Raw genomic sequence first — 12,135 nt, 5'->3', positions numbered from 1 at the left:
TTTGGGACATTTTGTCCCAAAGAGCCGGGTTTGGGGAGGCTCCCCAACAAGCATTTTTGCGGGCCTGCGGCCCAGTAAAAATTTCGGAGTGTGGCCACACCCGAATTGCTTGCCATTTCGTGCGCTTCCGCTACATGGCGCAAAAAAACGAAGGTCACGCTTTCTTACGCATCCTCCGTTTCTCTGGCTTTCTTAATGCCCTCGGCTGTGGCTTCTATCACGACAAGCTCTTTTTCACTCATAGAATTTAGGAGCACATCAATGTGTTTTCTGCAAGAACTTGTCTGCGCCCCTCCGTCCGCATGAATAAACTGGTCAACTGAAATGTCAAACATAGTAAAGAGTTTAACAAAAAGGTCAAAGCTGGGATATTGGCCCTTGTTCTCAATATTCATAATGGTACGGGAGTCACGGTCTACTAATTCCGCAACATAGGCTTGTGTCCAACCCTTTTCTTCTCTGGCTCTTTTGAGCGCCAGCCCGAGGCCGTGAAAGTCAAACCTTCTTTCATTTTGGTTCATTCTCATATCACCCTATATCATTCTACATTTCGTGTTAGATTATGAGAATGTAATGAAATTTGATGTAAAGTAGTATTTTATTTCGTGTTGCTTGCAAGTTAACTTTTCTGAGTTATAATTAAACAATAGCTCGATTGTCTATTATCACGCAGGTATGATAATCTTATAAATAGATGGAGGACAATATGAAAATTAGTCAGATAATTAAAGAAAAGCGAAAGCACTTGGGGTTAACGCAAGAAAATATTGCGGAGTATTTGGGTGTTTCAATACCCGCAGTTAGTAAATGGGAGAACGGAACAACTTATCCAGACATTACACTTCTCCCCGGCTTGGCCAGATTGTTAAAGACAGATTTGAATACGCTCATGTCCTTTAATGAGGAAATGTCTGAAGTGGAGATCAAAAATGTTGTTATGAAAGTTCAATCCATCATTCAGGAAGATGGGTTTGAAGATGGTTTTCAATTCGCTTTAGATCAAGTTAGGGCATTTCCAACTTGTGAAAATTTAATTTATTCGTTGGGTGTTTTTTTACAACCCTCTTTAGGATTGCAGTCAGTGGAGCATCAAAGTAAATATCGTGAAGAACTTGCTAAACTGTATTTTAGGATACGCAATAGCGAAAATATTGAAATAAAAAAAGAAGCAATTTCTTTTTTGTTCTATCTGCATTGTGAAAAAGAAGAATATGAAAAAGCTGCCACATTACTAAATGATTATCCCGCTGATACAAAGTTAATGATGGCATATCTACATCAACAAAAAAAGGAATATGAACCTGCGTGTGTTTTATTAGAGCATCGAATGTTGGAAATCGCAGTTGAAATGCAATCCATACTAATAGCTTTAACCCAGGTTTCTTTGTCTGAAAACCGGGGAGACGATGCCGAGGAATTGGCTTGCATCCAAGAACAGTTGGCAAAGCAATTTGGCATTTTAGAATGTACCGCATATACAGCTAAACTTGAATGTGCAATAAATAAAAAAGATGCGGAGTACTGCACAAAAATACTATCTTTACTCCTTGCTTCTATGGAGGGAAAGACGGATATTTCATCGAATATTTTATACAAGCATTTGAATTTATCCGATGATAACATGGAAAATCTGCCACGGCAGCTTTTATCATCAATGATTGAGCAGTTAAAATCTGAATTACACGATGAAACATCGTTTTTGAAAGAAAATTCCGAATTTCAATCGCTCTTGCGGAGATACAGAGAATATTTGGAGAGGTAGTTTATGCTTAAATTTATTTCAAAATTACAATGGTTGTTTTGGGTTGGGTTTTTAGGCGTTTTTTTTGATAACCAGTACCTAACTCTATTCTTCTTGTTCGGATTGTGTGGCTTTGCAAATGTATTTTCTCCCATGCGTAACAACATTCAAAATTTAATGTTTCTCGGTCAAAATTTATGGATGCTTGTTGGAATACTTATTGCACATTTTAGACATGGCTTTAAGCTCCCGGATAAAAACTCATATAAACCGCAAGTACAGTATTCACTCCCGTTTGATGGTGAGTGGTATATTGCAAACGGAGGGGTTGATAAAGAAACTTCACATTCTTGGTTTCTTCCGTCCCAGCGGTATGCTTATGATTTTTTTATTATGAACAACGAAGAAACCACTTTTTCGGGAGAAAGAGAACAATTAGAAAATTACTTCTGCTTTGCAGAAAATGTTTTGGCTCCGGCAGATGGTGTTGTCATTTCTGCGGTCAGTCACTTTCCAAATACCCCTATTATCGCAGAGGGACAGGTCGATTGTACCGCATCGGATGTGCGAGGAAACCATATCATTATTCGTCACAGCAAGCATGAATATAGCATGATAGCACATCTCCTTCCAGAAAGTATCTGTGTGAAAAAAGGAGATAGTGTCAGTAGGGGGCAAGTAATTGCAAAATGCGGAAATAGCGGAAATACAAGTGAACCGCATATTCATTTTCAAATTCAATATGGAAAGAGCTTTGCAATATCAGCAGGATTACCAGTCCTCTTTGCTCATATTATTGTTGACGGAAAGAAAACACCGCAAGGATTTATTACAAATGGTCATTATGTTAAAAATGATGATTTAATCTAACCTTACATTTAAGATTAGCCGCCCAACGGAAATAAAAAAAACCGTTGTTTCGGCGGCTGAATATCCATGCGCCAAAACAAAATACAGTAGCCTTACGGCGGTTTTGAAATAGTAAATTTCAAGGCCGCCGCTTTCTTTTGAAAAAATGGAAAACGGAGGGTGTGTTAAAGTCGCCCATTTTTAAGGACACGGCGGTATCCAGGAGGTATCATTATGTCCTTTTTTATCTGCACTCAACTTAATTTGTTAAAAAAAGTTTAGCCCCTCCACCGGGTTGCTCTGGCCAGCAACACGAAATTTGTAAGTACATAAAGAACTGCGTCATTTCATGCGCCCGCACAGCACAACGCTGCGCGGGCGTTGTCGTTTTTTGTCGGCTCCACTTTGGGACAAACAGTCCCAAGGTGCGGGGCGGCTCCCCCGGGTGTCGCTCCCCGCCGCCCTCCATATCGTTTCCCGGCAACCCAACCACAAAAACGATATGGAGGTACATACAATGACTATCATCAACTTGCGCGACTTTTACTACTGGTACACCCAGGATGAATATATGGAAGTTTCTGACGATGTGGCCGAGGCGCTCCGGGCCAGCGTCCGCTATGAGGCGGCCTATACCGAGCGGGCCCGCTACAACAAGGCGTACTATTCCTTGGATGCGGATGACGGCATCGAGTATTCCGCCTGCCTGCATGAGCTCACCCCGGACGAGGTTCTGGAGCTCAAGGAGCGGTTCTGCCGTCTTTGGAACGCGCTGAACAGCCTGCCGGAAACCCAGGGCCGCCGGGTGGACGCTCACTTTATCCTCGGTATGACTTACCGGGAGATTGCCCAGGCCGAGGGCGTGGATAAGAGCGCGGTGCGGCGCTCCGTTCTCAGCGGCATCGCACAGATGAAAAAATATTTGAGAAAAAATCCGTGATTGCCGTCTCCATTTGCTCCATTTTTCTGGTGGTATATGAGAGGAAGTTTTTTCTTCTCCACAACTGAATAGCGGGCGGCCCCGGGTGAACGCGGGGAGCCGGGCGGCGGGTGCGCTGTGACTTCTCCCACGGGAGGACGAGCGACCAACACCACCGCCGCGAGTGGGGAGCTTGCCAGCCCCACGGCCACGATCCGCGAGGGACAAGCTGGCCGCTTGCCGCTTGGAGCCGCCGCACAAAACAAGGGAACGCCGGGCCGCTACCTGCTGTCTTTTGACGGGCCAAACATACGGGCCCGGCGTTTCCTCTTTCAAACAAGTTTGAGACAATTTGTCCCAAGGTAGGGATAGGCCAAAGGGCAGCACTTTTCGGAGTGCTGTCCTTTCGCGTTTCCCCACCAACCCAAAACGCAAAAGGAGGTTTTGCCGTGAAACTGACCGCACAAGAACTGGAACAAATGAAAAGCGTGAACATCGGCGCGGTGAGCGCGGATGCGCTGGCTGACGTGAGCGGTATGGCCTTTGACCGCACCCTCCCCCGGGAGGAGCGGCTGGCCCGGTTTGTGAAACGGGCCGTCAATCCGTACTGCTTTAGCGTGGGCGGCGTGGGCGTGAAAATCGAATTTGCCGAGGGCGGCCCCTCCCTCCAGGATACGCTGACCGCCTTTCTTATCCGGCAAAAGAGCGGGCTGTAACTGCTGTTGCGGCCTGCTCCCACTTCGAGACAAAATGTCCCGAGGCATCGGCATCCTTGTCGATACCCCGGAACAGAGTTATAATATAAGTGTAATGTGATAGGGAAGGAGGAACAATGGCACGAACAAAAAACAGAGGGTATCAGCAGACTTTGACCCCTACCTATACGGCCCGGTTCTGGAAAATGGGCGGCTACATCCGGCTTTCCCGAGAGGATTTACAGAAAATCAACCGGGGGCTTGACGATAGCAACAGCGTGAAAAACCAGCGTGACATACTCAACGATTTTCACTTCAACCATGCGGAAGAATTTGAAAGCTACACCGAGTATGTGGATGACGGCCACACGGGAACCGATACGGAGCGCGAAAGTTTCCAGCGGCTTTTAGGCGATGTGATGAGCGGGAAAATCAACTGCGTTGTGGTGAAAGACCTTTCCCGTTTCGCCCGGAATTACAGCGATGCCGGAAGTCTGATTGATAACCTTTTTGTGCAGATGGGCGTCCGCTTTATCAGCTTGGCCGAGGGCGTGGACAGCTACCTAAACCCGGATAGCGTGAACAGCATTATCGTTCCGATAACAAACGTGATGAATGACCAGTATTGTTATCAGACCTCAAAGAAAATCCGGCAGGTTTTCGATTATAAGCGGCGCAACGGCCAGTACATCGGCTCTTTCGCCCCCTACGGCTACATAAAAGACCCCAAAGACAAATACCAGCTAATCGTTGACCCAGAGGCCGCTGAAATCGTCAAGAAGATTTACGAGCTGTGCCTGCAAGGTATGGCTAAACTTCAAATCGTGATGTATCTGAACGACCACGGCATACCCAGCCCCACAGCTTACCGAAAGCTAAAGGGCCTGCCCTACTCCCCGGCTATATCGGACGCTCCCATGTGGGGGAACAAGATTATAACGGATATTCTCAGAAATCCTATTTACACCGGGGATTTAGTACAAGGCCGCCGCCGGGTGAAAAGCTACAAGGTACACCAGATTGAGGCTGTGCCGGAGGAAGAATGGGTGCGCGTCCCCGATACCCATGAGGCAATCATCACCCACGAAACCTTTGAACGGGTGCAGGAACTTCTGAAACGTGACACCCGGACGGCCCCTAAAAAGCGGGAGCTCCATTTATTCAGCGGCTTTCTGAGGTGCGCTGACTGCGGCAAGGCCGTGACCCGGAGCCAGAGTGGGAAGAATGTTTATTATTCCTGCTCCACTTACAAGAAACGCTCCCGGACAGCCTGCACCATGCACTCTATCAAGCACAACCGTCTGGAGGCCGCCGTTCTGTTCGCCATCCAGTATCAAGTGAGCACCGCCGTTTCCTACTCGGAAATAGTAGCCCGTATCAATGCGGCCCCGCTGAAAAAAAGTCAATCCCACCGCCTTAATGACCAGATAGCCGCAAAGGAAAAGGAATTGACGAAAATCACCCGCTACAAGCAGTCACTGTATCAAGACTGGAAAGACGGGGAAATCTCCCAGCAGGAATACCGGGAAATGAAAGCCGATTATGAACGGCAGGCCGCTGGGCTCTCGGATTTGCTGGCCCGGCTGACGGCTGAACGGAAAGAGCTCTCAAACGGCGTTGACCAGCAGCATCCCGCGCTGGTAGCTTTTGCGAAATATCAGAACATCGAGAAGCTGACCCGCGAAATTCTGATTGAGCTGGTAGACCATATCAAGGTTTACGAAAACGGCAATATCAGTGTTCACTTTAAGTTTGCGGACGAGTTCCGCCGGATTGCCGAGTATATTGAAATCAACACCACTGACACCGCCGAGGCGGGCTGACCCCCGCCAAAGCATGAAACCCTTTTGACAGTGTGTTTTCCTAATAAAACGCAATCTTATGCTTGCTACGAAAGTTCTTCCTACTACCTACAACACCGAAAAAACCGAAAATGACGGACTTTTACAAAAGAAAAACGCTGCAATCTCAAAAAAGATTACAACGCTTCTTTAGCCGCTATTCAATTTTAGCCGGACAGTGGTTATTCTCCCTCACCCTCAACCTCTGCGATCTCCCGCGCCGTTGCGGTAACTATCCGTATTCCCGTATCGCTCATATCGTCCAGCAGAGCGTCAAGCTGCCGCCGCTGGGTATTCTTCCCGGCGGGCTGCTCCAAAAGGAATTGGTCTACCGAGATATTGTAACGCAGCATAAGCTCAAAGAATATCTGTAAGCTGGGGTGCTGCCCCTTGTTCTCAATATTCGCAAGATAGCGCGGGGATATATACATTTCATCGCATACCTTTTTCCGGCTCTCCTTGCGCCCTTTCCGGGCTGTCTTGATTGCTTCCCCAAAAGCCTTAAAGTTGTATCGTGGTACTGGTCTTTTTGCCATATTCATTCACCCTATTACATTTTACTGTTCATCTTTCTTTTTGGATATGTCTACACTGTTCTATCAGTTAGCCAAAATAATTCCCAAACTTAACAAAAAGTATCTTGAAGTTATTCGGCTGGACGCATATAATTATACTGATAGAGATTAGAGAAAGGGTGAATGAAGATGTTAGAGTATATTTCTGCCCCGGAAGCGGCGAAGAAATGGGGCATTTCAGAAAGACGGGTGCAAAAGCTATGTGAGGAAAACCGCATACCGGGCGTGGCAAAATTCAGCCGCTTGTGGCTGATACCAAAGGACGCATTGAAACCCGTTGACAGGAGGATAAAACATGAACGCAAATAAGATTATGATTATTGAAGATGATGTTGTGATACAGGCAGAATTAAAAAAGCTATTGATTGGCAATGGATATGATGTGTGCGCCATATCTGATTTTGCCAATCCCATTGCGGATATTAAAGTATATAAGCCGCACTTAATTATTTTGGATATAAAGCTGCCTAATATTAGCGGCTTTTCAATTTGTTCAGAAATACGGGGCTTTTCAAATGTTCCGATTATTTTTGTAACGAGTTGTGACACTGACATGGACGAGCTGAACAGTATCATGTTGGGCGGTGATGCTTTTATTACAAAGCCGTATAATACAGCTATTCTACTTGCGAAGATTGCTTCTTTGCTAAAGCGTGTATATGAAGTTCAACAGCATACAGATTATGAATGGCAGGGTGCTGTTCTGCATTTAGAAAGCAGCTCAATCGAATATAATGGTTCAAAAGTAGAGCTTACAAAGAATGAGTTAAAAGTTCTTTACTTTCTTTTCAACAATGCCGGAAAGATATGTTCAAGAAACGATATTATTGATTATTTATGGGATAATCAGCTATATGTTGATGATAATGCTTTAAGCGTGAACATTAACCGTATTCGTGACAAATTGGCGTCCATTGGACTAAATGATTTTATCAAAACAAAACACAGACAGGGGTACACACTATGAACGGGAAACTGTATTGGAAAAATAAACTTCCCTTTTTAATATTTCAACTGTTATGTATGCTGACGCTTTCCTTTTTTCTATTAGCTGTTGGTAATAGCTTGGATAGCATACTCTTAATCCTTTTTGCATGGATATTGATTTGTGCTACTATTATGATATTTGCCTATCAAAAACGAAAAAAAGAAATGGTTAAACTACTTCGATTTCAAGAACAGCTAAGAGAACAATATTTAATCCCGGAACTGATGAAAATACCTAAACGTGCGGACGATCAAGTATTTTATTTCTTGCTAAAAGCCGCCGAAAAATCCATGTTAGAACATATTGAAGTTATCCAACGTGAACGTGCTGATTATAAAGAATATATTGAACAATGGATACATGAGATAAAAACACCGATTACTGCTATGAAATTGTTATGTGAGAATAATCAATATCCTTTCACAAGAGAATTGTTGGTAGAATTAGAAAAAACTACTCGCTATACAGAACAAACGCTTTACTATGCTCGAAGTGAACATACCGAAAAGGACTATTCAATACATGAAATACGTTTACTTGAAATTGTGCATAACGCCATTGCAGATAATAAGTATTTGCTTACGAAAAATAATGTTACTATAAATGTTTCAAAGGTTGACTATATGATATTTTCTGACGAAAAGTGGGTTAGGTTTATCCTCAATCAGCTTATTATAAACGCGGTAAAATATCGTACAGAACAGTTCAAAATAGACATTTATTCAAAGCAACAGAACGACAAAATTTGTTTGTATGTAGAGGATAATGGTATTGGCATTTCTGCAAATGATTTGCCCCGTGTTTTTGAAAAGGGTTTTACTGGTGAAAATGGTAGAATTAGACAAAATGCCACAGGAATTGGTCTTTATCTTTGCAAACGTCTATGCGACAAATTGGGAATAGGGCTTGATCTTGTTTCTAATACAAACGGTACAACAGTCATCTTGTCTTTCAATATCAACCACTATATACATCAAGTGCAGAGTTAAAGCTACTGCACTTCTTACATTTTTGTTAGAACTCTGTAAGAAAACTTGATACAAACGAGAGCCGGTTTCGTTTACAATGGCTTTGGAGGTAGACATTATGAATGAGATTTTGAGATTAGAACATATCCAAAAATATTATGGCAATGAGGGGAATATTACAAAAGCCATAGACGACATTAGCTTTTCAGTTGCAAAAGGCGAGTTTATCGGCATTATGGGAGCTTCTGGCTCCGGCAAGACAACGCTGCTTAATTGCATATCTACTATTGATACGGCAAGCGCAGGGCATATCTACTTGGATGGGACGGATGTTACAGAAATAAAAGAAAAAGAGCTTGCACGCTTCCGCCGTATCAACTTAGGCTTCGTTTTTCAAGACTTCAATTTGTTAGATACACTGACTATTTCTGAAAACATTGCACTTGCTCTTACGATCAATAAAGTACCCGCCGCAAAAATTGATACCCGCGTAGAAAGCATTGCAAGGACATTATCCATAGCGGATATTTTAGACAAATATCCTTATCAAGTGTCCGGCGGTCAAAAACAGCGTTGCGCTTGTGCAAGAGCAATTATAAATAACCCAAAACTAATTTTGGCAGACGAACCGACCGGAGCATTAGACAGTCATTCATCGCAAATGCTGTTATCTACAATACAAAGCATAAATGAACAGCTTGGTGCAACTATCCTCATGGTAACACATGACGCATTTACCGCGAGTTATGCAAATAGAATATTGTTCTTAAAAGACGGACGGATTTTTACAGAACTGCTAAAAGGCGATAATGCCCGTAAAGCTTTTTTTGATAAAATTCTGAATGTCCTCACTATGATAGGAGGTGGACAAACAGATGTATGCTAAATTAGTTTTCAAAAATGCAAAGCGTTCAGCAAAGGATTATTTAGTATATGTTATCACCATGACAATTTGCGTCATGCTGTTCTATGCGTTTCTGTCCATTACAAGCAAGTATTATAATCCTGACATTGGGACAGAGTATGAGTTTACTTTAGTAAGTGACGGATTGAAAATGGCAATTTGTGCAGTGACCCTGTTGCTATTGTTCCTTATACGCTATGTGAACAACTATATGCTACGGAGGAAGCAAAAAGAGTTCGCCATTCAATCTGTCATGGGAATGGAACAAAAGACTGTCGCGTGGATATTCTTTGCAGAAACCTTTTTAATGGGAGCGGTATCAATCGTTATTGGTATTTCTTTAGGTGTGTTCTGCTCGCAGTTTATAACAGGTATGTTGCTATCTACCTACGGGCAAGGCTACAAATTATCTTGGACACTATTTCCCGATACGGTTATTTTAACAATATGCTTTTTCTCATTAAGTCTTTTGGTTATGGGGTTGTTCAACGTCCACACAATACGAAAAATAAAAATCATTGATATGCTCTATGCAGATAAGCAGAATGATCCACATATCAAAAGAAGCCGCTATATGCGGGTAATTTCAATTTTATATACGATTTTTCTCATACTTGTGGTAGCTACGGGAATATCAAAAATGTATTTTTATTCTGATTCTCGTTTTCCTATCCCCGTACACATTATGTTTTGGGGAAATATCATTGTTCCAGCAATATCTTTTCTTTTAAGTGTTGTATGGTATGTTGTGCATAAGAAATGGAGCTTCAACCGATATATCCTTGTTGCTGCTATATTTTCGCTTATAAATACTGGGTTTGCTGCAAGCGTTCCTATCATTCAAAACACATATATGCTTGTAATTGGTGCGGGTACACTGAACAGCTATATGATGTTCTTGCTTGTTGATGTAGCCTTTTGGATTTGCTGTATTATTTATTTGGTAAGTAATTTGCTTTCTGAATGGAAAGAAAAATCCTCAAAACGTAAATATCGAGGAACTAATTTGTTTTTCTTTGGACAGATTATTTCAAAGCTGAATACCACCTCTAAAACAATGACATTGATTTGCCTGACATTAGTGCTATCTGTATTTTTGTTTGTGGCAGCTCCGGCATTAACCGGGTGGGCTTCGGGGTATTTAGATATACGTTCTCTGTATGATGTTCAAATCAGCACACGCTACAATGATGTGTACGAGATAGAGGACTTACCAAAGGGCAATTACGAACTTGTCACTACTTTTCTTGCCGAAAAAAATATTGCGGTAACGTATGATTGCACTTTTGACTTATATTTACCCAATCAAGAAGATTTTCATAAACGGATTAAATTTGATTTTCCCATTGTGGCAATCTCTCTCTCTGACTATAACGCTTTGCGGGAAATGCTTGGATATGAACAGGTTTTCTTAAATGAGGGAGAATTTACAACACAATGGCAGACAATAGCAACCGAGGAAGATCGAAATGAATTTTTAAGTAATCATACTGTTATTTCAACAGATATGGGTACTTTAAGCCTTGCGGAAAATGCTTATCATTTAGAAGCGATTGGTGAAACTGTTTATAATTCGTACACGGATGTTATATATGTTTTCCCGGATAGCATTTGCAACAATCTCCTTTCTGTTATGCGAAACCGATATGTGAAAACAGAAACCGCAGTACCATATAATGAAGCAATTTATCTTGAAAACACTTTTGCTCAAAAATATCCCGAAAAGCCGGATAATGGAAATGGAGTTCAATACTATATAAGAACGAGTACACAACAAATCAATAGTTCAATCGCCGGGAACTTTGTTTTACAAGCGACAATGATATATAGTGCAGTTGTTTTAATGGTTATCTGCCTTACTATTCTTTCTTTGCAGCAGCTTTTAGACGCAGCCCACTATAAATACCGATTTGGTGTACTTCATAAGCTTGGTGTAGATCAACAAGAAGCAGACCATTTAATTTTGAAGCAATTAGCTGTATGGTTTGGCTTGCCGATTACTATTGCAGCATTTGTGTCAATCATTGTTATTGCATACTTCTTTGAAACAATATCGGTACAAATATTCGCCTATATAGGTGTTGGAGCGTTGCTAACACAAGTAGGAGCTATGATTGGTATTCTTGTCATATTGCTAATATGTTATTTTATCAGCACATGGATTCTGTTCCAGAAATCTGTAACTGAATAATAGTTTTCTGCCGCACGACGGCAAAAGAAAAAAAGCCGTCGTACAGCAGAGGTATTTTCACGCGCCTATTCTTACACGGCGGCTTTTGAGAGATCAAAGCCGCCGTTTCTTTTTTATCTTCTCAAGAAATGACGCGGTTTCACTGTTAAAAGCGGCGGCTAAAGGAGGTAGCCGCCGTGAAGCACATACCGTATCGACAAAATCCGACGTTCATTGACATATCAAAAAAAGCCCGTCCACCGCCGGGGAAAATTCTACCCATGAATATGAACTGTCTAATCAACTGAATACTGCTTACAATTCCTTTGCGCCCGTCTGTATTTTTCAGACGGGCGCATTTTGTATTTTCTCAAAAGTTTTTTTAAGAAATTTCCCGAAACCAACGTCCAATTTTAATTTTTATGGTTTGAGGGTTTACGAAAGGGGACATCAGAAAAAATCACCCGCTTTCGCGGCTGCGAAAG

General features: G+C 42.3%; 12 protein-coding genes. 10 read left to right on the top strand and 2 right to left on the bottom strand.

Annotated elements, in window-relative coordinates:
• Positions 1-164: 164 nt before the first annotated feature.
• Positions 165-521, bottom strand: a complete 357-nt coding sequence (locus EBB54_RS29250) for a helix-turn-helix transcriptional regulator (protein ID WP_125130380.1) — start codon at positions 519-521, stop codon at positions 165-167.
• A gap of 185 nt (positions 522-706) precedes the next feature.
• Between EBB54_RS29250 and EBB54_RS29245 the strand changes: the two genes are divergently transcribed.
• The 5 genes from EBB54_RS29245 to EBB54_RS29225 all read left to right on the top strand — a co-directional run bounded on the left by EBB54_RS29245 (position 707) and on the right by EBB54_RS29225 (position 6,027).
• On the top strand, positions 707-1,762 hold the full coding sequence (locus EBB54_RS29245; protein WP_004055962.1) for a helix-turn-helix domain-containing protein: 1,056 nt from the start codon (positions 707-709) through the stop codon (positions 1,760-1,762).
• Between the two features lie 3 nt (positions 1,763-1,765).
• Positions 1,766-2,611, top strand: coding sequence for a M23 family metallopeptidase (locus tag EBB54_RS29240; RefSeq protein ID WP_004055964.1), 846 nt, complete (start codon positions 1,766-1,768; stop codon positions 2,609-2,611).
• Between the two features lie 496 nt (positions 2,612-3,107).
• Positions 3,108-3,530 (top strand): sigma-70 family RNA polymerase sigma factor, encoded by a 423-nt coding sequence (locus tag EBB54_RS29235; RefSeq protein WP_120396417.1) that lies wholly within the window; start codon positions 3,108-3,110, stop codon positions 3,528-3,530.
• Positions 3,531-3,988: 458 nt separating this feature from the next.
• The gene (locus EBB54_RS29230; RefSeq protein ID WP_330554663.1) at positions 3,989-4,225 is read left to right on the top strand and encodes a DUF6870 family protein; all 237 of its coding nucleotides are present in this window, start codon (positions 3,989-3,991) and stop codon (positions 4,223-4,225) included.
• Positions 4,226-4,341: 116 nt separating this feature from the next.
• Positions 4,342-6,027, top strand: coding sequence for a recombinase family protein (locus EBB54_RS29225; RefSeq protein ID WP_125130376.1), 1,686 nt, complete (start codon positions 4,342-4,344; stop codon positions 6,025-6,027).
• Positions 6,028-6,227: 200 nt separating this feature from the next.
• On the opposite strand, the gene EBB54_RS29220 is transcribed toward EBB54_RS29225, so the two are convergent.
• Positions 6,228-6,581 carry a helix-turn-helix transcriptional regulator gene (locus EBB54_RS29220; RefSeq protein ID WP_125130373.1) on the bottom strand — a complete coding sequence of 118 codons (354 nt, stop codon included), beginning with the start codon at positions 6,579-6,581 and terminating at the stop codon, positions 6,228-6,230.
• 162 nt (positions 6,582-6,743) lie between these two features.
• Here EBB54_RS29220 and EBB54_RS29215 point away from each other — a divergent pair, with 162 nt between their 5' ends.
• The 5 genes from EBB54_RS29215 (at position 6,744) to EBB54_RS29195 (ending at position 11,671) form a co-directional block, all read left to right on the top strand.
• Positions 6,744-6,929, top strand: coding sequence for a helix-turn-helix domain-containing protein (locus tag EBB54_RS29215; protein ID WP_334295296.1), 186 nt, complete (start codon positions 6,744-6,746; stop codon positions 6,927-6,929).
• Complete coding sequence (locus tag EBB54_RS29210) at positions 6,916-7,587, top strand: response regulator transcription factor (RefSeq protein WP_125130369.1); 672 nt, start codon at positions 6,916-6,918, stop codon at positions 7,585-7,587. Before EBB54_RS29215 ends, EBB54_RS29210 begins: the two co-directional genes overlap by 14 nt.
• Entirely contained in the window at positions 7,584-8,597 is a 1,014-nt protein-coding gene (locus EBB54_RS29205; protein WP_125130367.1) for a sensor histidine kinase, read from the top strand. Before EBB54_RS29210 ends, EBB54_RS29205 begins: the two co-directional genes overlap by 4 nt.
• A gap of 97 nt (positions 8,598-8,694) precedes the next feature.
• Positions 8,695-9,462: an ABC transporter ATP-binding protein gene (locus EBB54_RS29200; RefSeq protein ID WP_125130365.1), complete on the top strand. Its 768-nt coding sequence runs from the start codon at positions 8,695-8,697 to the stop codon at positions 9,460-9,462.
• Positions 9,452-11,671 (top strand): FtsX-like permease family protein, encoded by a 2,220-nt coding sequence (locus tag EBB54_RS29195; RefSeq protein WP_125130363.1) that lies wholly within the window; start codon positions 9,452-9,454, stop codon positions 11,669-11,671. The genes EBB54_RS29200 and EBB54_RS29195 overlap by 11 nt, the downstream gene beginning before the upstream one ends.
• Positions 11,672-12,135: the final 464 nt, after the last annotated feature.

Source organism: Schaedlerella arabinosiphila (assembly GCF_003885045.1).
GTDB classification, from domain to species: domain Bacteria; phylum Bacillota; class Clostridia; order Lachnospirales; family Lachnospiraceae; genus Schaedlerella; species Schaedlerella arabinosiphila.
This window is presented reverse-complemented; position numbering and strand designations above follow the sequence as displayed.

What these genes read in the sequence shown, in the direction of transcription:
- EBB54_RS29250 (WP_125130380.1), bottom strand. Translation starts at nt 521, where the DNA reads ATGAACCAAAATGAAAGAAGGTTTGACTTTCACGGCCTCGGGCTGGCG.
- EBB54_RS29245 (WP_004055962.1), top strand. Translation starts at nt 707, where the DNA reads ATGAAAATTAGTCAGATAATTAAAGAAAAGCGAAAGCACTTGGGGTTA.
- EBB54_RS29240 (WP_004055964.1), top strand. Translation starts at nt 1,766, where the DNA reads ATGCTTAAATTTATTTCAAAATTACAATGGTTGTTTTGGGTTGGGTTT.
- EBB54_RS29235 (WP_120396417.1), top strand. Translation starts at nt 3,108, where the DNA reads ATGACTATCATCAACTTGCGCGACTTTTACTACTGGTACACCCAGGAT.
- EBB54_RS29230 (WP_330554663.1), top strand. Translation starts at nt 3,989, where the DNA reads ATGAAAAGCGTGAACATCGGCGCGGTGAGCGCGGATGCGCTGGCTGAC.
- EBB54_RS29225 (WP_125130376.1), top strand. Translation starts at nt 4,342, where the DNA reads ATGGCACGAACAAAAAACAGAGGGTATCAGCAGACTTTGACCCCTACC.
- EBB54_RS29220 (WP_125130373.1), bottom strand. Translation starts at nt 6,581, where the DNA reads ATGGCAAAAAGACCAGTACCACGATACAACTTTAAGGCTTTTGGGGAA.
- EBB54_RS29215 (WP_334295296.1), top strand. Translation starts at nt 6,744, where the DNA reads ATGAAGATGTTAGAGTATATTTCTGCCCCGGAAGCGGCGAAGAAATGG.
- EBB54_RS29210 (WP_125130369.1), top strand. Translation starts at nt 6,916, where the DNA reads ATGAACGCAAATAAGATTATGATTATTGAAGATGATGTTGTGATACAG.
- EBB54_RS29205 (WP_125130367.1), top strand. Translation starts at nt 7,584, where the DNA reads ATGAACGGGAAACTGTATTGGAAAAATAAACTTCCCTTTTTAATATTT.
- EBB54_RS29200 (WP_125130365.1), top strand. Translation starts at nt 8,695, where the DNA reads ATGAATGAGATTTTGAGATTAGAACATATCCAAAAATATTATGGCAAT.
- EBB54_RS29195 (WP_125130363.1), top strand. Translation starts at nt 9,452, where the DNA reads ATGTATGCTAAATTAGTTTTCAAAAATGCAAAGCGTTCAGCAAAGGAT.